We start from the raw sequence: 22,671 nt of genomic DNA, 5'->3' as shown, positions 1-22,671 counted from the left end.
AAATCTCCAATATGCCCGGGGAGGGGGCATATTGGAAGATTATTAACTTTATATCAGGCTTTATTATCAGTCTACTTTCCAACCGGGATTTTGTACAAACTGGCTGCAAAGGTCCATGTCCCGTTGTGGGATAGGAAGCAACTCATGTTTGTTTTCCTGGGTATAGCGGGCAACTGTGTAGTTGGGAGTTCTTGGGATTTTGAGCTCACCGCTTTCGTTCAATTCATCTTTTTTATCTCCCAGGCTGTTTCTGGCTTCAGTCCACCATTGAGTCAATTCATCTTGAGTGTTTTGGATTGCCTGATAATACATTCCCCAGCGTACCAAATCAGGGCGACGTTGACCTTCGAAAGCCAATTCATAAGCGCGTTCCAAGCGAACGGTTTCGCGGAATTGTTCTTGGTCCATTCCTTCTGCAATTTTGTATTTTGTTGAAGAAGGATGTCCGTAGCCACGTGCACGAACCATATTGACTGCCTCATAAGCCTTGTCGGTAGGAGCACCTTTCCATTCGTTCAAAGCTTCTGCGTAAAGTAACAGTACATCGGCATAACGCAAGAAATACCAGTTGACATTTGATTTATCGTCATTGATAACCTTGCCGTTAGTCATATACTTTTCAATATCCCATTTTGCGGGGGTGTAACTTTGTTTTTCTTTTTGGGAAAGATTCGGATTTAAATCTTTATCCACAATGATTTTGTCCTCGGTTGCACTGCCTTTAACGTATAATACACTGCCTTCATTGGTGTATTGATAGTTGGCGATGGATAAATCGCGACGGTAGTCGGTAAGTACACCATTCTTGTATCTGTATCTGGTTGTTTTACCATCCTGATATGATTCTACTTCAGGCTCTCTCCAGTCTTTGAGGAAAGTGTAAATTACTTTGACCATTGCTGAACATCTGCCTCTGACACCGGGTATTTGAGTGGTTTTCACGCCATTCCATTTGCCGATGCGGCCAACGGGGTCGCTTGCTGCACTGGCTGTAGGACTATAGAAAGAAAACTCTATAAGACTTTCTTTGGGATCCCACTCACCGTTACAAGTATTTTTCCAGAGTTGCTCGTAGTTCTGCAACAATCCGTGCTTGCCGGAGATAATCAGGATTTCTGCGGTTTTTGCAGCTAATTCCCACTTGCTCTCATCTTTTAAAGGCCATCCTGCCCATGTTGCATACACTTTTGCCAACAGTCCCAAAGCAGCGCCTTTTGATATGCGGTAAGAGGTATTGGTACGATATGTATCGTCAATTGCATACGGCAGATTGTCGATGGCATACTTCAGGTCTTTTTCGATGAATTCATATACTGTTTTAGGGTCAGCTTGTACAAAAGTAGAAGGGTCTTTGTATGAATCCAATGATGAAGTCATTAATACGACATTACCGTAACGGCGTACAAGTTCGAAGTATAAAAGGCCTCTTAATGTTCGAGCTTCCGCCATATAGATGATACCCAGCTTTCTATCTGTTTCTGTATAGGTATCTAATTTCAGCGAAATACGTTCCAAAAACTCATTGGCGTTATGGATGGCAGTATAAAGCGAAGCCCATGTAGCCTGCACTTCTTGTTGCGTTGCAGGAAATGCGTTGGTAGGAACGATACGGGGACCTTCGATAGTGGTACCTTCCACTTGTTCCATATCTGTTCCTGTATTAAACAGGATAGACAGGTTTAGTCCATACAAATTGTCTGTGGAGAGAGTGCTATATATACCCAGCAATACTTTTTCCGCCTCTGCTGCCGTATTCATATAGTTCTTCTTTTCCATTTCGGTTCTGTTTTCCTCTTCCAGCATGTCCGAGCAGGAGAAAGGAAGTAAGCACATCACCGAGAGTGCTATATAGTATATTATCTTTTTCATTATACGCTGTTTTTAGAATTGAAGTTCAAGACCGAATGTAAATACTCTGCTCTTCGGATAAGCTCCCCAGTCCAAGCCCGGAGTCATCGGATTGTTACTTGCACTGTTCACCTCCGGATCATAACCGCTGTAATCGGAGATGCAGAACAGGTTCTGGCCTGTTGCATATACACGCAGTTTGGAAATGTGTGCTTTCTTCGTTAACTTATGCGGGAATGAATAACCCAACGTAAGGTTCTTTAAACGCAAGAATGAACCATCTTCGATGAAGCGTGAGTATAAGTCGTTGTTGATATAGCCGTCATAGGCAGGAACCGTGTTGGAAGCATTGGTCGGAGTCCAACGATCGGCAACTTCAGCCAGCATACCTCTACGCTTTGATTTACTTTGTGTAGCAAACAAGCGGGTTGCGTTGTAAATATCATTGCCATAGTTGAACTGGAACATAAAGCTCAGGTCGATGCCTTTATAGCTGAATGTGTTTGTGATACCACCATACCATTTGGGAAGTGCATTACCGATTACGGTACGGTCTTCGGTTGTGATGATACCGTTCCCGTCTTGGTCTTTGTATTTTACCACACCCGGATGCAGACCGACTTTATTACCATACATCGTGTTATTTACGATTCCTTCTTTCAAGATATACTTGCCGTCGGGGGTAATGTTGAAGTCGGAACTTTGGTAAATGCCGTCGAATTCATAACCGTAAATCAGACCAAGTGATTCACCTACGGTAGCAATGTAATCGTATTGAGTAAAGTTGGAGTCAAATCCTGAACGGGCATACATTGAATTTACACCGGAAGCCAGTTCTTTCAGTTCATTACGAATGAATGAAATATTGAAATTTGTCTGCCAATTGAAATCTTTAGTCTGAATGTTTGTGCTGTTCAGACTCAATTCGATACCTCTGTTCTGAATTTTACCGATGTTTTGCATTTGGCTGTCGAAACCTGTTACGTGTGCCAATGACTGAGCCAGAAGCAAATCTTTGGTATTCTTGATAAAGAAGTCTGCGGTAACATTCAGGCGGTTGTCTAAGAAGCCTAAGTCAACTCCCAAGTTTACGGTTGAAGAACCTTCCCATTTCAAATTTGAGTTTTTCAACTGTTTGGGATTGAGTACAGTCATTACATTATTGCCTACACCATATTTCACAGCCTCGTACAAGTCCATTGAGAGATAGTTGGAAATACGGTCGTTACCAACGATACCCCAACCGAAGCGGACTTTCATGTTTGAGATCCAAGGCAGGCTTTTCATGAACTTTTCTTCGGATACGCGCCAGGCTGCACTGAAGGACGGGAAGTATCCCCACTTATGTTTATTGGAGAATACTGTTGAACCGTCGGCACGCATCGTTGCCGTAAACAGGTAACGGTTATTGTAGTTGTAATTGGCACGTGCAAAGAATGAGAGCAATGTTTTGTCGCTATAGCTTGAAGCTACGCGGCTCGGTGTAGCACCCAGTCCTAAATTGTCATTTCCCAAATTATCGAAAGGGAAGTTCATGGCCTGTCCCAATAAGTACTCACTGCTACGGAATGAGATTTCATGACCTAACATTACATCATAGCTGTGCTTTTTGATTTTTTGTTTCCAAGTCAGGTTGTTGTAGTTACTCCAACGTACGTCGCGCAACATTTGCGTTTGTCCATAAGGAGACTGACCGTTACGGTAAGCTTCTTTAGAACCTTCTTTATAGAATACATCATTACGGGTATTGGTCGTATTGTAAGTTCCTGCTGTCTTGAAGGTCAGCCCTTTGATGATTTGCCAACTGACGGAGAGGTTGCCCGACCACATTTCCGAACGTTTTTTGTTGGTAACGGATTCTGTCTGTTTCACAGGGTTTACCTGTGCCAGACTTTCACTGCCATCTTCCAGCATTTCGGGGTCGATTGCAGTTTCCAGCAACTCTTCATCGGTCAATCGCAGGCCACCGGTAGGACGGGCACTCAGAATTTGTGCAAGCATGTTGAAACGTCCGTTGTCGGCAGATGTGCCTACACCTTCACGAGTCGTTTGTACGTAATTGATGGTTGCATCGAATGAGAGGTCCTTAGATAACTTTTGGTTAAAACGGAATTTTCCGGTTGTTTTGTCAAAACCGCTGTTTTTGAAAATACCGTTTTCGGTATATCTTGAGAAAGAAGCGGTGTATTTGGTATTATCGCTACCACCGGCAATAGAAAGGTTATGGTCTTGAGACCAGGTAGGATTGAATGTTTCTTCTTGCCAGTTCACGCCACCTACACCGATGTAGTCATCTAAACTTTGATAACGGTAAGGATTGCCATTCTCGTCATTACCGGTCTTATAGTAGCTTGTAAGCAATGTAGCATCAATCTCTCCTTGTAATTTTACGAACTCATAAGGACTCAATACATCGAGCATTTTTGTAATTTTACGGTAACTTGCAGAACCGCTATAGTTGATTACCGGACGTCCTACTTTACCCGATTTGGTTGTTACCATTACGACACCATTAGCGGCACGGCTACCATAGATGGCTGCAGAAGAAGCATCTTTGAGGACTTCGATAGATTCGATGTCCGAGTTGGCAAGGTAGTCGATATTGTCTACTTGGAAACCGTCTACGATATATAGCGGAGATGCATCACCAGTCAGAGTTCCCACACCACGGATGTTGACACTGAAACCTGAACCCGGAGTACCGTCAGATTGAGTAATCTGTACACCGGCTACCTGTCCGCCCAATGCTTCCATAACAGAACTGCTCTTGAAATCTTCCAAGTCTTTGGCTGCAATGGACGAAACGGAACCTGTCAAGTCGCTACGTTTCATAGCACCATAACCCACTACCACTACTTCTTCCAATGCTTGACTGTCAGGAACAAGCTTGATTTCCATACGTTTGCCAGACACGGCTTTTAGTTCCTGTGTCTTATAACCGATGTAGGAAACAACGATGACATCACCTTTGTTAGCGTTTAGTGTGAAGTTACCGTCAAGGTCGGCCACTGCCCCTTTACCGGAATTGCCTTTTACCATAACGGTAGCACCGATAAGAGGTATATTATTCTCGTCGAGTATCAGACCTTTTACCTGAATACCCTGTGCCTGTACACTGATGGCTATCATCAGTGCCAAGAGGGCGATGAACCCTCTTTGGCTGATTGATTTTATAAAATTATTATTGAACATACTTTTGTTTTTGTAGTATTATTCTGTTACGGGATAATAGTTGGGGTCAAACCAGATCATTAATGGAAAAATTTTAGCACCATTGTTGACATTACTACTTGTATAATCGTTTAAGAAAGTCATTTGTCCTCTAAAGAAACCATTGGCATATTCTTCTCCTACTTTCCATGTTTCTGGTATAATAGTTACCGAATATTGGGATGTCCCCTGAGTATTATTTACATATCCAATATGGTTTTTTGTCAAATCTGCTAGTTTGTTTGTACCACTATAAAATCCTAAGGGACCTTTAGTTTCTGTTCCTTCTTTACTCAACCCAGCATTTTGTTCCCAAAGTTTAGTTATAAAGTTATCATTCTTCTTATTTATAGATTGAGCTGTGAGTTTACCATTTGTCATATCATAGGTTATATAACTAAATGAACGGCGATAATCTAAAGCAAATGTACTTGATATGTCTCCTGTAATATAGGGCTTTATTGAATTTCCACCTTCTTTGGGATTTACTTTGAAAACAAAAGGTGTATATTCTATGTTACGATTATCAACAGTTGTATTGCAATGAACAAATAAAGGAATTGTTACTGTAGCTTCTCCATTATTCAGTACTCCTTTCAGCATTGCAACATGTACTCCACCTTCGGCAACAAAAGAATTTCCAGAATGAGACATTTTAATTTTTTTGTCATCTTCAATTTTTATTGTGGCATCGTTTAATGTTGGCACGAAATTAGTAATAGTCCAAGTTATATTTTTCCCTTCAACTCCATCAAGGTTTGTTGTAATTATAGTTTCAAAATTATTCATTTCAGAAGGGGTTTTAAATCTAAATTGGTTTTCGTATTGCTCACCTTTATATTGTTCACCATAATTATGGCCACATCTAACCCAGAGTAGCTTGCTTTTATTTTCTGTAACAGTTAATTTGAAAGTATAATCTTTAGTAGTGCCATCACCGTTAGTAACACGGAACGGAATATTATGACCTTCCATGTTAATAGGGATGATTTTTTCTTCTGATATAGTTATTTTCCCTGTAGTAGATTCTATTTGCAAGAGATTCTCCCAATTATTTAATAGTGCAAAACTAAGATTTTCGTATCCTGCAGCTATCCAATCATTTGTTTCGAAAGTATATGCTTTAGCTTGTTCTATTGTTTGGGGCATATAGAATTCAAAGGTATCTTCCAGGGGTTTATAATATTTAGTAACTGCTAATTTTATATCTGCTAATTTTTTCCCTTCTGTTAAATATTTGTTAGCTACAAATACAGAAATGTGGAATATGCTACCTTGTGCAAAACCATGTCCTTCAGGAATAGAGATGCGACCAGTCTTTTCATCAATCAGAATCTTTCCTTCTTCTACTTCTTCTTTTATTTTAATCCAATATTTAATATCATCTTTAGAACCTATAAAGATGGGTTCACCGCTATCAAAACTACTTTTATGCTCACCCTTTTCCTCGGATATTTTCCACCCTTCTTCTGTATTATATTCAGGATATTCCAAAGAGAACGGTTCCGAAGCTACTTCTACTGCTAAAATATCAGGAGCTATGCAGGGAGTGTCACCGGTTGCTGCTGTTTCTAATTTGAGCGATATAGAGTAGATTACTCCGCGTTCGAATCTTTCGCTTTTAAGAATAGAAATTTCTCCGGATGAAGATACCTCAAACATTTCTTCAGGTTTATCAAGTATCTCACCATTTACAGTAACTGTACCGATACTATATTTAGTAATGGATACATGTTCTCCGGCAGTCTTAACTTGTGCAGTAGGTAATTTGGTAATATTGTTGGGATCACTAACAACGTTGTACATCACTAATATATGATTAGGCTCTGCTACTGTCCCTTCCGGTGCACGTGGCAAGAAAGTGACTTTTACAATATCTTTGAATGTGAAATATTGTCCGCCTACAGAGCAGGAGATTGTTAGCTTATACTCACCGACAGGAGTGTCTGCAGTACTGTTAATCGTGATTTCACCGGTTGCTGCATCAATTACGAAACAGGTATTTTCTATTGTTTCATCATTTAAAGTAACAGCTACAATTTCAAATTCACCAGGGGTAGCTCCTTGAAAAGTGGGAGCAGGAATCTTAACGTCTGTCATAGACGGACCTATATCCGTCATATCCGGATAATAAAGTTTGAAATTTCCTCCGGCTTCGTCTGTATCATCGGAGCATGATACGAACATGCATACGGAAGTTACAAGCCATAAGATTCCCAAGAACCTTGATGCCAATGTGTGTAATGTATGTTTCATGTCTTTGAAGATTAATAATCTTTAAATAATTATAGATTGTAAGTATATGTTTTTTCTTCTCCACCCACTGTAACTATAACAGAAGTACTGTTAGGTAAATCTGTTGGAGCATCATTTTCGAATTTAGCGTCTATTGTGGTATCAGAGATCTCTCCATCTTTTAAACAAATAACAGAAATAAAACGAACGATTTTACCGTTACCAGGTTTCATTGTGATTTGGTAACTGGTGCGTGCTTCTGCATTACCTATATTATTAGATACATTGGTGTTTACCTTTTTACTTTCACTATAACTAGCGGAAGTATTATTAGGATCAGAGAATGTACGTATTTTCATATTTGCATTCTCAAATGTGGTATAAGCTGTTGCTGTTTTTTTATCGTTTGCCGGTTCAACAATTGCGCCAGGACATGGATGGAAGTTCATATTGGTATTGTAATTATATGATTCATCTCCTTTGGCTTCATCTATAATAACGAATATTTTCTTTGCTATGTCATGGAATACAGTACGACGGTGAGTAAGTGGAATATTCGGATTCTCTCCAGCAAGGTATTGCGTTTGATTTTCAGTTATAAGGGTTTGTATACCGTTATCTTCTTTTAGTTGCTTTAGTACTCCATTCCTGAAACCTTTTGCTATCCCTTTGTTTTGTATGGAAAGTGTGTTGTGCCAAGTTGTTTGTTCATACTTAGTGCGATCTGAACCACTATATGCATATACGCCAGCGTCGGGGAAGAAATTACGTCCATTATAGTATAGCCCAAATGTTCCATTATCTGATTGGCAGTGCCAAGAATTATTTGGATCATTGTTATTCTTTAGTACCATCATGGCATCTTCCTCACTCCAGCCACTGCGTAATATGTAATAACCGGCATCGGGATACGATGCTATAAGATAGTTGGGTGGTGTTCCGCTGCCGTTAGCCATAAATTGGAAATCTGTATTTCCGGGGAACATGGTTGCGTAATTACGGAAGTTTCTTTTTAATACGCTTTCTGAGTAACTGGCAGAACGTGTATCGTTAAAATTGTCCCATGAATAGTTTGGGTAAGTAATATCCATAACAAATTTAGCCGGCTTTTCTAATTGGGCTAAATAGGCTGCAGGGAAGAGCTCTGATTTATTGTTATCTTCAGCGGTCAGGTAAGTATCATAAGCGTCATTGATAGCACTGATGTGATAACTTGGGTCTAATTCAATTTGCACACCATCATTAAGGAACTGTGTTCCGACCTGTTCAGTTAGCTTGGCAGCTCCTTCATTTGTCCAAATTTCTGCATTTTTAAATTCAGGCATTAGGATGCCTGCCATAGTCACCGCTTGTGCCTGAGTCAACAGGATATTACCACTTTGGTAATAATTGATGCGCATGCATTCTACATGTTTGGCAAAAGCTGCCAGGAATGTTGAAAGCCATTCAGGAGTGAAGTTTTTTGACTGAATGAAATAAGCCATGATGTCAATTTGTGAAATGACACGTTCGGCTACTTGTAGCCCTTTCCATTGATAGTCTTTATCATTCTCGCTACCACCTTCAGGCGGAAATTTTGTTCCGTCTTCATAGGGATAGGTTTTCAGCCAATCTTGATAAACAGTTTTCCAGGATTCAATGTAGCGTTCATCCTTACTTACAGCATAAGCCTTGGCTTGTGGTAACATCCATTGGTGGCGATGACGCTGATAGCGGAATTCTTGGTCGGTGACACCTTCAACTTCCAACTCCCAATTAATCAATTGTCCGTCCTTGCCTTTAAAAGAGTAGGGTGTTCCGTCTTTATCCGCAAATCCTTTCACATAGAATTTGTAGTCTAACGCATAGTCCGCTATCTTTTGGTCGGCTTCTGTGATAGTAGGATTAAACAAGTTGACATTTCGGTTTACCACATCAACTCGAGTACGATAATAGTCCAGCAATTTAACTAAAGCAGTGTATTTATCGCCTGCTTCAAAAGCTGTTTTTACCTTTTCTAATCCCGGGTAGTCGAGATTGATTACATCAAAAACTTTCTCGTCAATAGTTGCATCCGGATCTGGTTCTGCCGGCATTTCCACATCGATGTTGCCACCGCCTGAGAAATCAGCTTCATCATCTACGCAACTTGTTGTACAGAGACACAATGAAAACAAAAAAACAAAAAGTCCAGTGTTTTTCATAACTCTTTCTAAAATGTTACAATAATTAAAAATTCTTTGCCGCAAATATATTACATTGATTTCTAAGAGCTAATCTGTCTTGTTTATGCTTTCTTTGAAATCTGAATTTTATTATCAAATTTGTTGAATGAAATATCGTATTTGTTTAAAAAGCCTGCATGGGGTATTCTGAGAGGGGTGTTCGGATGAATAGGAACCATCCTTTCTTATGTGCATTCTATCAGTATCTTATCAGAAAAAATGTTAGCCTGTACCTCCTTCACCCTTCACAACTCTTTATTCATGCGGGATAGCGGGTGAAGCCCGGTTGTAGAGCTTCATTGGCAATGCTACACAGTTGCATCTAAAACTCCACACCTTACCACCCGAAAGTGCAGGCATTTGCTTGGCAAACCTCAGGGATTTTATCTGTTATAGCGCGGCATTTCACTCGCAAAGACGCGGTGTTTCGGACGCTAACATGCGGTGTTTTGAAAAGCAAAATTGCCTTGCGGGATAAGGCCTATCCTTTTACTTTTTTAATGTACTCCGTCGGCAAACAGCCTATATACTTCTTAAAGCAAGTTGCAAAATAAGAAGATGAATTAAATCCCACCATGCTGCTGACTTCGGTTACCGTATAACGTCCGCTTTTCAGCAGTTCGGTAGCCCTTTTGAACCGTACTTTACGGATAAAGTCGATGGCTGACTCTCCGGTGATCGCTTTCAGTTTTAAATGCAGGTTGGAGCGACTCATATTCATCTTTTGCGCAAATTCATCGGTAGAGAACTCAAAATTATCAATGTTTTCTTCTACGATGCTTACGGCGCGTTTCAGCAACTCTTCATCCATGGCATTGAAAGTAATCTTCTCCGGTTCCACTTCCAAGGATTTGGCGTACTTCTCAAGCATGTGGCGGCGGGTACGCATCATGTTCTGTATCTTGGAAGTGAGGACGGCGATGGAGAAAGGCTTGGAGATATAATCATCCGCACCTACTTGCAGGCCTTCCAACTGGTCTTTTATGTCGGTTTTGGCAGACAGGATGATAACCGGAATGTGGCAGGTACGAATATTCTGTTTGATATTCTTACATAGCTTGATGCCGTCCATTACAGGCATCATGACATCGGTGATAATAATGTCCGCCTCATGGTTCTTCAGTTTTTCCAAGGCTTCTTCACCGTTTCCGGCTTCCAGTATGTTGAACAATGCAGCCAAACCGCTGCTGAGATAATGGCGAATCTCCTGATTGTCTTCCACAATAAGGATGGTTCCGCGTTTCTTGTCGCCCGTCTCTATGGCTTCATTCTCCATTTTCTCCGTATCGATGAAATACATTTCTTTGGAGTTGGTGGAGTACACCTGCTCTTCTTCCTTGGAAGTGTTGGAGCCTGCCAGCTCGGTGGTCTTATAAACGGCCAGGTCTTGCGGCAGATAGACGGAGAATGTACTTCCCTTGCCCTCTTCGCTCTCCAGTTCGATGCGTCCGTGGTGCAAATCGACCAGACGCTGTACCAGTGACAGTCCGATGCCGCTTCCTATATGCTGGCTTTCTATCTGATAGAAGCGTTCGAACACTTTACCCTGCTTATTGATAGGAATGCCGGCACCGGTGTCGCTCACTTGCAGTATCAGCCAGTTGTTTTCCTCTTTCAGGGTAACGGCGATACTCTTTCCGTTGTCCGTATATTTGAAAGCATTGGACAAAAGATTGTTGACAATCAGTTCCAGATAGTTAGGGTCGAAAAGTTCCTCTTTTTCTTCCAAATCGGAGTGGAAAGCATAGTGTATCTCTTTGTGGCGTGCCAGCTTGTCATAATACAGGAAGTTCTCGCGTATCAGGCGATAAGCATTGCCTTTCTTTACTTTCAGTTCGAAAACTCCGAGTTCCGCCCGGCGGTAGTCCATAAGCTGGTTGACAAGGTGCAGCAGGCGGTTGGCATTCCGCTGGATGTATTCCAGTTGGTTACGGGTCCAGCGGTCGTTGATTTTACTGATGACCTCTTGAAGCGGTGCCAGGATTAAGGTAAGCGGTGTACGGAGTTCATGCGAAATGTTGATGAAGAAGCGCATCTTCATCTGGTTGATTTCTTCGCGGTGTTCCTTGTCGCGGCGTTCGATTTCAAGCTCTGCTTCCATTTTCTTGCGCATCCAGAAGAAGCGGAATACGAATGTGACAAAGCCGGCAAAAGTGGCAAGGAACAGTATGACAGCCCACCAGGTCTTGTACCACACGGGCAGAATAACGATTTCCAGTACGGTAGGCGTGGTGTTCCATTTGCCGTCGTTATTGGCGGCTTTCACCATGAAGTGATAAGTACCTTGCGGCAGGTTGGAGTAGGACACCGGATGCCTGTCCGTGAGGTAGTACCACTCTTTATCGTAACCGTCTAATTTGTAGGCGAATGTATTATGTTGTCCGGAGATGTAGTTCGATACGACAAACTCCAGGGAGAATGCTGTCTGCCAGGATTTCAGCGTGATGCTTTCCGTGTCGCTGATATTCTTGCTCAGAATGCCGGTTTCATCGTCGGGACGGACGGTCTTGTTGAAAAGCTGTAGCTTGGTGATTACTACCGGCGGGGTATAGGGATTGTCCTGCAACAGTTCCGGACGGAATGTGGTAAGGCCGTTTATGCCTCCGAAGTACATCTCGCCATCGGAAGTGCGGTAGCAGGAAGAGGTGTTGAACTGATTGCTCTGCAATCCGTCCGCTTCGGTGAAGTTGCGGAATTTCTCCGTTTCCGGATTGAAGCATGAGATACCCCGGTTGGTACTCATCCACAGGCGGCCGTAAGAGTCTTCAAGAATGCCGTAAACCACGTTGTTGGGCAGTCCGTCGGCTTTGGTATACCGTTTAATCTGCTTGGCTTTCTCGTCGAAACAATAGAATCCTTCGCGTGTACCTATCCAGACCAAACCGTTGTTTGCCTCGTAGATGTAATTGGTGAATGCTTTCGTAGCGGTGGATTCGGGTAAAATGTCCGCTTTCTGTATGGAGGTTCCATGCTGGTTGAATACGGACACGCCTTCCTCACCGCCTATCCAAAGACGCTTTTTGGAATCCCGGAACAGGGTAGTAATCTTCTGGACGTTGATTGGCGTTCCGTCATTTTCCTGAGTGATGGTGGTAAAACTCCGTTTTTCCGGGTTGAAGTGTACCAGAGCGCTTAATGTTCCTAAAAGGAAATTGTTCTCTCCATCGGGAAGGATGGCATATACGTTCTCATTGATTAACGGACTGTTGAGCTGGTTGAAGTTTTCCATGCGTCCGCTGTTGCGATGCAGGATGCTCAGGCCGCCGGCATGTGCGCCGATGTATACCAGTCCTCTCGGTTCGTCCACGTATACGGATTTGATGTTATTGGAGCCTAAGCCGTCTTCGCGCTGGCTTTCCTGTAATGCGTAGTGGATGAACTTCTGAGTGCCGGGGATGTAGAGGTTCAAGCCGCCGTCGTTGGTTCCTATCCAAAGGTTCTTCTGTTTGTCCTCGACGATACAGCTTGCAACATTGTCGCTCAGCGAATTCTTGAACGGAATGTGCTCTATGTTCTTGAAGCGATTGCGGATGGGGTGGTAATAATTCAGTCCGCCGAAATACGTTCCCAGCCACATGCCGCCTTGCGAGTCCATGAAGATACTGCGTACGGAGCGTTGTGACAGGCTGCCGCTTTCTACGGGATTGCTGCTGTAGGACATGAACGAGTCGTTGCCTTCATGGTAGATGTTGAGATCGTTGAAAGTTCCTATCCACAAGCGGTTTTGTGAATCCAGTGCCAGTGAGCGGATATAGTTGGAGCTGATGGATTGCGGGTTGGAAGGGGAATGCCTGTATGTTTTGACTTCCCGGGTCTTGGGGTTGACAAGGAGAAGGCCGGAACCTTCCGTGGCTACCCATATACGGGTAGGAGATTGCTGCAGGATGCTTTGGATTTGCTTGCTGCTTGGAATGTAAGCGAGTTTTTCGAGTGTATTCTTCGGAATGGAATAGCAGTACAGACCGTCCGACGGTGTGCCTATATAGATTTGGTCGTCATGTCTGTACAGGGCGGATGCAACCATTTTGTGCATTGCCGTGCCGAATATGTCGTCTACAAAACGGGATGCGGGGATGTCGAACATAGTCAGTCCTTCGAGCGTGCTGATAAGCAGCCGCTCCGGCGAAAGTTCCACAATGCCGTTGACTTGCAGGTGCTTGCCGTTCTTTTCGAGGAAGAAGTTCTGGAACTTGTCTTTTTCCTCGTCATAATACGACAGGCCGTCGCGGGTGCCGATCCATACACGCCCCTTGCTGTCGGTCATAACAATGCGGGAGATGTCGTTGGCGATGCTGTTGGGGTCGTTTTCATCGTGCTGATATACGGTAAATGTGTATCCGTCGTACTTGTTGACGCCGTCGTAGGTGGCGAACCACATATTGCCGAGCTTGTCCTGCGCTATGGAGAAGACCGTGCTTTGTGACAGACCGTCGTTAATGGATATATAAGAAAAGTTTATCTGTCCCCAAGCTTCCGGATAAGCGTTAGAGACTCCCGTTATACATAAAATAAACAGGATGGTTGTTATCTTTTTCAGGATACTCATTATTGAACCGTAAAATTTATGATGGACCAAAGATACTAATATCTTTCAGAATTTCTATATCTTGTGGAGTATTTGCACAAATATAGGGTTTTCCGAAACAAATAGGGGATAGGTGTGAGGCGCAGCTTTCGTACTTTTGCCGCATCGTTTTTAAGTTTAATATCAAATAAGGATGAAGAAAAACATTTTTGCTATCTGCATGGTGACGGCAGCGGGGTGCATGGCAACGCTGACCGCACAAACCAAAGGCGCTGAAACGTTGGTTCCCCTGACCGAACGGGTGAATGTTCAGGCAGACTCTGCACGTATCGACCAGATTATAGACGGTCGCTGGGTGGCTGTCGGTGCAAAGAAGAAACACGCGATTCAGCGGGATTTTACATGTCTGTTCAACGGCAAGCCTTCTTACCGTTTCGAACTGCGTCGGGAGGACAATACATTGGAGGGATACGGCAAGGGAGAAACCAAAGGCCGCGCCGAGCTTTCTTATTGTTATGCCACTTCGGCGGATTTTAACGGACTGCCGGCGGATGCTTACCGGAAAGCGCAAATTACGAAAACCGTATATCATCACGGAAAAGGCATTTGTCCGCAAGGGGCTTCGCGCGACTATGAGTTCTCCGTATATATCCCGTCTGATTTGGACAGCAATGTGTCCACCATTTTTGCCCAATGGCACGGCATGCCCGACCGCACGCTTGTGCAGACTCCTGCGGGTGAGGTGAAGAAGCTGACCGTTGACGAGTTCATAGAGCTGGATAAGACTACTATCTTCAAGAAGAATACCGGGTATGAAAAGGTGGCGAAGTTGGATAAGCAGGGAAATCCGGTGAAAGATAAAAAGGGAAATCCTGTTTATAAGGCAGGAAAGAAAAACGGCTGGCTGGTAGAGCAGGGTGGTTATCCGCCGCTGGCTTTCGGATTTTCCGGCGGCTGGTTCTACATCAAGGCCAATTCGGACCGCCGCTGGCTGACCGACAAAGACGACCGTTGCAATGCCAATCCGGAAAAAACTCCGATAATGAAGCCCGTTACTTCCGAATACAAGGCTTCTACGATAGCCTATAAAATGCCTTTTGCCGACTTCCCCAAAGATTGCTGGGTGACTTTCCGCATTCATATCGACTGGACCACCTACGGCAAGGAAGCCGAAACCATCGTGAAACCGGGTAAGCTGGATGTGCAGATGGAGTATGCCGACAAAAAGAAAACCGTTAAAGAGCATATCGTGAATAACGAAGAAATCCTGATAGGACGCAACGACGACGACGGCTACTACTTCAAGTTCGGCATCTATCGCGTAGGCAACAGCACAGTGCCGGTATGCTATAGGTTAGCGGTTAGGGATTAGTGATAACACTAATCGCTAACCTCTCTTTCTCTGGTAGACGAGGCAGGTGGTGAGGAAGTAAATTCCGGTTTGTATCCATAGGGCCTGATACTCGAAGGCTACTTCGTTGAGGGTGGCTCCCATGCTGTTGATGCGTACATAGCCGTTGATTCCGAAAGTGGAAGGGAAGATATAGGAAAAATACTTCCAGAATTCGGGCATTGCGGCGCCCGGCCAGGAGATGCCGGAGAGGAATAATAGCGGTACGGAAGTAAACACAAACAATAACATACAGGTTTCCCGGTTGCGTATGGCAATGGATGCTGTCATTGCAAAGAAGATGCAGGCTGTCAGGTAGGGCAGGGCAAACAGAGCCAGCACACTGGGAATTGCTATCTGGTTGAGGCTGAAAAGGCGCGGTACTACACATAGTATGTACACGGCTACCAGCGAGTAGACCATAAAATAACTCAATCCTTTTCCCATGACGATACGGAGTGTTCCGTTGTAATGAGGGTCGTCAGGAATCAGTCCTTTGAACCGGTTTTGCTCGCGGGCTGTTCCGGCAGCCAGACCGATACCCAGCAGCAGTGTCTGCTGTATAATCAGTATGAGTACGGCAGGTATCAGGAAGGCGGCAAACCCGTTGGTGGGGTTGAAGATGGCTATGTCCTCATACTCGATGGGGTAGGCTGTTATTTCATCCTGGCGGGCGGTAGTATTGCCGGCACGTTCCATTTTAATATCCGCATTCATGGCGAGCGATACGTTGGTGTTGGCAGTGAGCAATGCCTTGTAATAGAGCAGTCCGCTCATGTCGCAGAAAATGCTGACTTGCGTCTGTTTGCCCCGGACTATGTCATCGCTGAAACCGGAGGGTATGTAGATGATGCCGTATGCCTTGCGCTCTTTCAGCATGAGTCTGGCTTCTTCCATATCGGCGCAATGCGCCACGATGCTTGTTTCGGGACTGGCGTCCACTTTCCTCAGATATTCCCGGCTCAGGGAACTGCGCGAGTTGTCCACCACCACGGCAGGCACTTCACGGACTGTTTCGTTGGTATAGATGAACGAGTATATCAAAGGATATGTCAACGGAACGAGTACAAAGAATATCAGCACACCCTGATCGCGAAAGAGGTTGCGTAATTCCTGCTTCCATACATAGAACAGGTCGTATATGCCTTGTACTACTTTCTGTTTGAAGGTAATCTGTTTCATCAGGGTAGGTATTTATAGTGTATCAATGCTTCTTTCAGCCTGCGGGCCACAAGGAAAGGAAGCATCATGAAAACAAGCAGTGCCACATAGTTCATCCACGAGTAAATCATGGGATAGCCGTTCAGGGCCTGGTCTGCGTAGATAAGGAAGTAATGGCGCAGGGGAAACAGGTTTGCCAGGCCTTGCAGTACGGGATGCATCGCCATGGCGGGAAATGACAGTCCGCACATGGAGAACGACAGTACGCCCCATAGGGAAGCAAAGCTGAGTCCCAGACGCAGGGTGGGCAGAGTACCTATCATCAGTATGCCCATTCCTTGCGATGCCAGCACCAGGCAGAGCGTGGCGAGCAGCATCGGCAGTATCCCGCTGTTGCAGGGGAAATGCAGGAAACCGTACAGGTATGTGTTGTATAAGATTCCCATAAGGAAGAATACGGCTGTATGCGGCAGCAGCTTTCCGGCAAGGGATATCCAGATGGAATCGTTGCCCGTGCGCAACCATTCGCGGGCGGTACGGTCCTTGATTTCCACCCCGATGGAGTAGACGGTTATCATAAAGATAAGCAGCATCAGTACGCCCGGAGCGAAAGTGTTGCACAGGTATACGGAGTAATTCAGCCACGGATTGTTCAGCGGATGGGTATCGATGACAATCGGTTGCAGGAATGCCATTGCCTGCTCTTCCGTTGCGCCTTTGGCGTATAGTGCGGTGCGTGCGGCGGCTCCCGATGCCAGTTCGCTCATCATCTTCATGTCTTTAAAGAGCAGTGAACCGGCTATGAGCAACGTATTGTTGGTGTAGAAAGATACTTTAGGCTGCCGTTGTGCCTGTGCTTTGGCGGCTGTTCCTTCGGGGATGTAGTAGAAGCCGTAAATCTCTCCTTTCTGCATGGCGATGCGTGCATCGGAAATATTGGGATAGCGGGCTACGACGGCGGTTTGCTCAAAAGCATCCAGGTTGCGCACCAATTGGCGTGAAGTGGCGGTCATGTCCCGGTCTACCACGCCGACGGGCATGTCGGTAGGCAAGCCGGAATCCATTAGCGTTGTGAAGAATATATAGCAGAACAGAGGTGCTATGACCATGCAGAATAGGTATAGCGGGCGCGAAACGAGCCGTCGCAACTCGCGTTTTATCACATTCAGCAGGGCCATGTATTTGTTGTTTTTCTTCTCCATTATCACTCTGTCACCTTATTGTTTTACAACCTTATGCAATCTTGTCACTTATTCAATATCACGCTCATACCCGGACGCAGGCCTTCTGTCTTCTCCAGTGGAGATGCCTTGACTTCAAATGTCTTTAAGTCGAACTGTCCGGTTGTTTTGGTAGCTTTCCAGGCGGCGTATGTGCCGAGGTCTTTCAGGTAGTATACTTTCAGGCGGATGTTCCTGTCGAGGGCGGGGATGAAAGCTTCAAATTCGGTTCCCATGCCCAGTCCCTGCAATAAATCCTCGCGCACGTTGAAAGTGACCCACATATCGTCCATAACGGCAATGTTCATGATGGGGGCGCCTGTGCCTACCAGTTCGCCTGTTTTGGGGAATATTTCGGAAACCTCTCCGGCAGTCTGCGCTATCAGGCAGGTTTCCCTGATGTATGATTCCACTTCGGCAACAGCACCTTTCGCACGCTCTACCAGGGCGGCTGCGGCAGCCTTGTCCTCGCGTTCTGCGCCGTTCTTCGCCATAGTGTACTGAGCTTGTGCGGCTTTTTCAGTGGCTTGTGCGGCATCGCGCTGGGCGGTAACTTCGTCCAGCTTCTGTGCGGACATCACTCCCTGGTCGTGCAGGTTCTTTACGCGTTTGTACGATTTTTCGGCAATGGCAAGTCCTGCCCGGGCTTTTTGCCACATTTCATAAGCTGCCTGTATCTGTTCCTGGCGAGCGCCTTTCAAGGCTTTTTCGTTTTGGGCTTGTGCGGCGGCTTCGGCAGCACGGGCCTGTTCCAGTTTTGCCTGCACATCCGGAGCTTCGAGAATGGCAAGCGTATCTCCCGCCTGTACGCTCTGTCCCTCTTTCACCCGGAACTCCAGGATACGTCCCGGTACTTTGCTCGATACGCGATATTCTGTTACTTCGGCCTGCCCTTGTATGATTTCCGGCCCTTTGCGCAGCATGAAGAAACCTACGAGGGCAACGATGGCGATTACTCCCGTCAGAGTGAGGAATGCCAGCAACATGTTACTGTTTTGTGATTTTGTATCCATTATTGTAATTTATGATTTCAGTTTCTAATTCTCGATATTCAGACTTCCCGTTGCTTTCTTCAGATAGATTTCCGTCAGCTTCACGTCTATCTGCGCATCTATCTTTTCCGATTGGGCGGACAACCAGGCGGTGTGGGCTTCCAATACATTGCTTGCCGGGATAACTCCTTCCTCGAATCCGAGAGTGGCATAGCGCAGGTTCTCATCAGCCTTTTCCAGGTTCTTCTCCGCCATGATAAGTTTCTTGGCAGCCTCGTTTACCTTGAAAACCGATTGGCTGACCTGCAGTTCTATCTTTTCTTTGGCATCGTCCAGTTGGTATCGGCTGATGCGTGCTTCGGACTTGGCGGCTTTTACCTTGTAGATGCCTTCTCCCCAGTGCCAGACAGGTATGCTGACCATGACGCCTACGTTCCACATGCCCTTGAACTTGTTTTCGAAGCTGTTGAATACGGACGGATTGGTTGCCATATAGTTTCCGATGAGTGCTACGGACGGCAGGAATTCCGAACGGGTCACGTTCACTTTCTGCTTATAGATTTGTGCGGCGAGTTCCAGGCTGCGCACTTCTGGGCGTGTGGCATATACACTATTCATGTCAATGCTGCTGTTGTCGGCCGGGGTGGGGAGCAGGTCGTCTTCCTGCTCGTCTGCCAGAGTGACGGGAGTGGAAAGGTCTAATCCGCATAGTTGGCATAGCAACATTCTGGAAAGGCTCAAACCGTCGTTTACTTTTGTCAGTGTCATTTCGGCTTCGTTCACTTTGACTTTTACCGACAGTCCGTCCGCTTTGGTCGCCACTCCTTCGGCAATCATCTTGTCTATGTCACTTTCCAGTTTTTGCAGGAGTTCGAGATAGCCTTCTGCCAGTTTCTTCTTGTTGGCGAGAGACACCACTTGCCAGTATGCCTGGTCGGTGCTCAGAATTACTTCCTGCATTCCGCTGTTGTGCTGCTGGCGTGCCAGCTCTTCGGCATATCTGGTTATCTTGTTGTAGGCGCGTATCTTACCGCCCATATAGAGAGGTTGGGTCAGCGTCAGCGCTCCGGCATACATATTGCGTGTGTCGGTGCGGAAGGCATCTACGAGCGATTGTCCCAATCCGTTGAGCGGGGTGGCAATGTCTATATTGCCCAATGATTGCACAAGTGCCATGAATTGCGGGTTCTGTGCCAGTTGCGGGTATTGGGTCATCATTCCCTGGATTCCGTTTTGCAACGCGCCGCTAACCTGTGTTCCTACACTGCCGAGCGCACCTTTCTGTGCATCGTTCAATAAGGAAAACTCTTTTTGGTTGCGCATATATCCGCCGGTAGCGGAAATCTTGGGCAGATAGTTTGTAAATGCTTCTTTTTTACGGTAGTGCGCCGCATTGATTTTCTCGCGGCTTATCAGCAACTCCTTATTGTTGGCTACGGCCAGTGCACGGCAACTATCCAGGCTCAGGATGCCCTGCGCGCTCGTTGGCAGCATCAGGCAGGTCAAGTAGATGAAACAGAAGAACTTTTTCATTGTATCTATACATTGTAAATGTTGTGGAAATATTGTTTTATGAAGCAACAATAATTGCATAAACAACGATGCAAATGTATAGGGTTTCAATGATATTACAAAATAAATTGCGGATTTTTTGATTTAAGGGAGGGGAAGAAACAGAAAAACAATCTTTTTCAGACAGAAGAACAAAAGAACAAATTTTAGTTTTGACACACCTCAAATTTGTTCTTTTGTTCTTCTGTCCGAATTAATCCGAATCATCCGAATCAATCCAGATTGAACGACTGTGAACCGATAAGCGTTCCGTCCGAGAATATGTCTACACGGTAGCTTCCTGCGTACAGGAACTCTTCGACATCCCAATACACCGTTACGTTCTGTTCCTCGCCGTTATATTCTATATATTTCTTGATGGAATATACCAGTTCGCGGTTTTCATAGGGAAATGTATTGGAATCGCTTTTGCTCAATACGCCGTTGTCCGGTTTGGTGATACGGACGTAGAGGGTGCGTTCGCCTGTTTCGGCAGTTATGTTCTTGACGATTGTGAAGTTGATTTTCAGCTTGACGACGTCTTTTACCTTTTTGGCTTTCTTGCCCCGCTTGTTGGCGGCAAAGATGTTGATGTTCGTTGCATCGAGTTGGGCCGCAAGCGTCACTTTCTTATTCAGGTTTTTCTTTTCCTCGGCAAGGCTGCTGATTTGTTGCGAAGCGACGTTGTATTTGCGGGTAACATCAGCTATCACCTCTTTCTGATGGGTAGTGAGGCGGCTCAGGGAGTCTATCTGGTTGATATAGCCTATCATTACTTTACGCAGGGTTGCCAGTTCTTTCTTCAAGCGGCGTATTTCGGTGGCATTAGTACTTTTTACGGTACGGAGCTCTTCCAGCAAACGCTGCGTTTTTAGTTGTTCCTGCTCCAAAAGGACGGAAAGGGAGTCGTTGGATACGGTGAGTTTCAATTCATCGTACTGCTTGGCGAAGTCGGTGTACTGGTTTTCCAGGTCTTCCTTTTCCAGGTTGAATTCCTGCACCAACTCGTTGTTGGCGCGTTTTTCTGAAATCAGCAATACGGTAACACCTATTAATAATAGTATCAGAATGCTTCCGACAACAACCTGAAGCGTATTTTTCTTGTTGGCCATTTTGATAGTGTTTAGTGGTTAATGATTGGTGATTGACAGACGGGTGCTTCCCTCTATAATCGTAAATCGCCGCAAAAATAATCATTAATCACTAATCGCTAATCACTAACCCCAATCAAATTCTTCATTTAACTAAAATTATTACGGAAATATTTCTTTAATCAGGAATGTCGTTGTATTTTTGTAGCAACTTTATAGAACACTAATAAACAAAAACTTTAGAAATTATGTCAAAAGTAACCGTAGTAGGTGCAGGTAACGTAGGTGCTACATGCGCTAATGTGTTAGCCTTTAATGAAGTGGCTGACGAAGTGGTAATGCTGGATGTTAAAGAAGGCGTTTCAGAGGGTAAAGCAATGGATATGATGCAGACTGCTCAACTGTTGGGCTTCGATACCACTGTTGTAGGTTGTACCAACGATTATGAGAAGACTGCTAACTCCGACGTTGTGGTAATCACTTCCGGTATTCCCCGTAAGCCGGGTATGACCCGCGAAGAGTTGATTGGTGTGAATGCAGGCATCGTTAAGTCGGTTGCGCAGAACATTCTGAAATATTCTCCCAACGCTATCCTCGTGGTTATCTCCAATCCGATGGACACTATGACTTATCTGTCTTTGAAATCTCTGGGTATCCCCAAGAACCGTATCATTGGTATGGGCGGCGCTTTGGACAGCTCTCGTTTCAAATACTTCCTGTCTCAGGCTTTGGGCTGCAATGCCAACGAAGTAGAAGGTATGGTTATCGGCGGTCACGGTGATACTACCATGATTCCTCTGGCTCGTCTGGCTACGTACAAAGGCCAGCCGGTAAGCACGCTGTTGAGCGCGGAAAAACTGGACGAAGTAGTTGCTTCCACTATGGTAGGCGGCGCTACGCTGACTAAGTTGCTGGGTACTTCTGCATGGTATGCTCCGGGTGCGGCAGGTGCTTATGTGGTTGAATCTATCATCCACAACCAGAAGAAGATGATTCCTTGCTCGGTATATCTGGAAGGTGAATACGGCGAATCGGATATCTGCATCGGTGTTCCCGTTATCCTTGGCAAGAACGGTATCGAAAAGATTGTTGAACTGGAACTGAACGCTGACGAAAAAGCTAAATTCGCTGCCAGCGCCGCTGCCGTTCACAAGACAAATGCTGCTCTGAAAGAAGTAGGCGCTCTCTAATCGGGAGACGACCTGGAATATAATAAGTAAAGCCTCGCAGACTTTTGCCGGAAA

12 protein-coding genes are annotated in these 22,671 nt (G+C 45.0%); 2 read left to right on the top strand and 10 right to left on the bottom strand.

What is annotated here, in order from left to right; translation table 11 throughout:
* Positions 1–66: 66 nt before the first annotated feature.
* The 5 genes from H8S52_RS04130 to H8S52_RS04110 all read right to left on the bottom strand — a co-directional run bounded on the left by H8S52_RS04130 (position 67) and on the right by H8S52_RS04110 (position 14,043).
* Positions 67–1,869 (bottom strand): RagB/SusD family nutrient uptake outer membrane protein, encoded by a 1,803-nt coding sequence (locus H8S52_RS04130; RefSeq protein ID WP_186909338.1) that lies wholly within the window; start codon positions 1,867–1,869, stop codon positions 67–69.
* 12 nt (positions 1,870–1,881) lie between these two features.
* Positions 1,882–5,040: a TonB-dependent receptor gene (locus H8S52_RS04125; RefSeq protein WP_151878204.1), complete on the bottom strand. Its 3,159-nt coding sequence runs from the start codon at positions 5,038–5,040 to the stop codon at positions 1,882–1,884.
* Between the two features lie 18 nt (positions 5,041–5,058).
* Positions 5,059–7,314, bottom strand: coding sequence for a surface glycan-binding family protein (locus tag H8S52_RS04120; protein ID WP_186909337.1), 2,256 nt, complete (start codon positions 7,312–7,314; stop codon positions 5,059–5,061).
* Between the two features lie 29 nt (positions 7,315–7,343).
* Positions 7,344–9,476 carry a heparin-sulfate lyase HepC gene (gene hepC / locus H8S52_RS04115; RefSeq protein ID WP_186909336.1) on the bottom strand — a complete coding sequence of 711 codons (2,133 nt, stop codon included), beginning with the start codon at positions 9,474–9,476 and terminating at the stop codon, positions 7,344–7,346.
* A 502-nt stretch (positions 9,477–9,978) separates the two neighbouring features.
* A complete protein-coding gene (locus H8S52_RS04110; RefSeq protein WP_186909335.1) occupies positions 9,979–14,043 on the bottom strand; it encodes a hybrid sensor histidine kinase/response regulator transcription factor in 4,065 nt (1,354 codons plus the stop codon).
* A 172-nt stretch (positions 14,044–14,215) separates the two neighbouring features.
* Here H8S52_RS04110 and H8S52_RS04105 point away from each other — a divergent pair, with 172 nt between their 5' ends.
* Positions 14,216–15,394: a heparin lyase I family protein gene (locus tag H8S52_RS04105; RefSeq protein WP_117941447.1), complete on the top strand. Its 1,179-nt coding sequence runs from the start codon at positions 14,216–14,218 to the stop codon at positions 15,392–15,394.
* 15 nt (positions 15,395–15,409) lie between these two features.
* On the opposite strand, the gene H8S52_RS04100 is transcribed toward H8S52_RS04105, so the two are convergent.
* The 5 genes from H8S52_RS04100 to H8S52_RS04080 all read right to left on the bottom strand — a co-directional run bounded on the left by H8S52_RS04100 (position 15,410) and on the right by H8S52_RS04080 (position 21,448).
* Entirely contained in the window at positions 15,410–16,594 is a 1,185-nt protein-coding gene (locus tag H8S52_RS04100; RefSeq protein WP_117985902.1) for an ABC transporter permease, read from the bottom strand.
* Positions 16,594–17,775, bottom strand: a complete 1,182-nt coding sequence (locus H8S52_RS04095) for an ABC transporter permease (protein WP_117985903.1) — start codon at positions 17,773–17,775, stop codon at positions 16,594–16,596. Before H8S52_RS04095 ends, H8S52_RS04100 begins: the two co-directional genes overlap by 1 nt.
* Before the next feature lie 44 nt (positions 17,776–17,819).
* Positions 17,820–18,806, bottom strand: coding sequence for an HlyD family secretion protein (locus H8S52_RS04090; protein WP_162487329.1), 987 nt, complete (start codon positions 18,804–18,806; stop codon positions 17,820–17,822).
* Between the two features lie 24 nt (positions 18,807–18,830).
* Complete coding sequence (locus H8S52_RS04085) at positions 18,831–20,318, bottom strand: TolC family protein (protein WP_117902978.1); 1,488 nt, start codon at positions 20,316–20,318, stop codon at positions 18,831–18,833.
* Positions 20,319–20,569: 251 nt separating this feature from the next.
* Positions 20,570–21,448, bottom strand: a complete 879-nt coding sequence (locus H8S52_RS04080) for a hypothetical protein (protein ID WP_005658137.1) — start codon at positions 21,446–21,448, stop codon at positions 20,570–20,572.
* Positions 21,449–21,675: 227 nt separating this feature from the next.
* Between H8S52_RS04080 and mdh the strand changes: the two genes are divergently transcribed.
* Positions 21,676–22,617, top strand: coding sequence for a malate dehydrogenase (gene mdh, locus H8S52_RS04075; RefSeq protein WP_005658135.1), 942 nt, complete (start codon positions 21,676–21,678; stop codon positions 22,615–22,617).
* Positions 22,618–22,671: the final 54 nt, after the last annotated feature.

Origin of the sequence: Bacteroides sp. NSJ-48 (assembly GCF_014287405.1) — a bacterium.
GTDB classification, from domain to species: domain Bacteria; phylum Bacteroidota; class Bacteroidia; order Bacteroidales; family Bacteroidaceae; genus Bacteroides; species Bacteroides stercoris.
The sequence above is the reverse complement of the archived record's forward strand: the minus strand, read 5'-3'. Positions and strand labels throughout refer to the sequence as shown.

What these genes read in the sequence shown, in the direction of transcription:
- H8S52_RS04130 (WP_186909338.1), bottom strand. Translation starts at nt 1,869, where the DNA reads ATGAAAAAGATAATATACTATATAGCACTCTCGGTGATGTGCTTACTT.
- H8S52_RS04125 (WP_151878204.1), bottom strand. Translation starts at nt 5,040, where the DNA reads ATGTTCAATAATAATTTTATAAAATCAATCAGCCAAAGAGGGTTCATC.
- H8S52_RS04120 (WP_186909337.1), bottom strand. Translation starts at nt 7,314, where the DNA reads ATGAAACATACATTACACACATTGGCATCAAGGTTCTTGGGAATCTTA.
- hepC (WP_186909336.1), bottom strand. Translation starts at nt 9,476, where the DNA reads ATGAAAAACACTGGACTTTTTGTTTTTTTGTTTTCATTGTGTCTCTGT.
- H8S52_RS04110 (WP_186909335.1), bottom strand. Translation starts at nt 14,043, where the DNA reads ATGAGTATCCTGAAAAAGATAACAACCATCCTGTTTATTTTATGTATA.
- H8S52_RS04105 (WP_117941447.1), top strand. Translation starts at nt 14,216, where the DNA reads ATGAAGAAAAACATTTTTGCTATCTGCATGGTGACGGCAGCGGGGTGC.
- H8S52_RS04100 (WP_117985902.1), bottom strand. Translation starts at nt 16,594, where the DNA reads ATGAAACAGATTACCTTCAAACAGAAAGTAGTACAAGGCATATACGAC.
- H8S52_RS04095 (WP_117985903.1), bottom strand. Translation starts at nt 17,775, where the DNA reads ATGGAGAAGAAAAACAACAAATACATGGCCCTGCTGAATGTGATAAAA.
- H8S52_RS04090 (WP_162487329.1), bottom strand. Translation starts at nt 18,806, where the DNA reads ATGGATACAAAATCACAAAACAGTAACATGTTGCTGGCATTCCTCACT.
- H8S52_RS04085 (WP_117902978.1), bottom strand. Translation starts at nt 20,318, where the DNA reads ATGAAAAAGTTCTTCTGTTTCATCTACTTGACCTGCCTGATGCTGCCA.
- H8S52_RS04080 (WP_005658137.1), bottom strand. Translation starts at nt 21,448, where the DNA reads ATGGCCAACAAGAAAAATACGCTTCAGGTTGTTGTCGGAAGCATTCTG.
- mdh (WP_005658135.1), top strand. Translation starts at nt 21,676, where the DNA reads ATGTCAAAAGTAACCGTAGTAGGTGCAGGTAACGTAGGTGCTACATGC.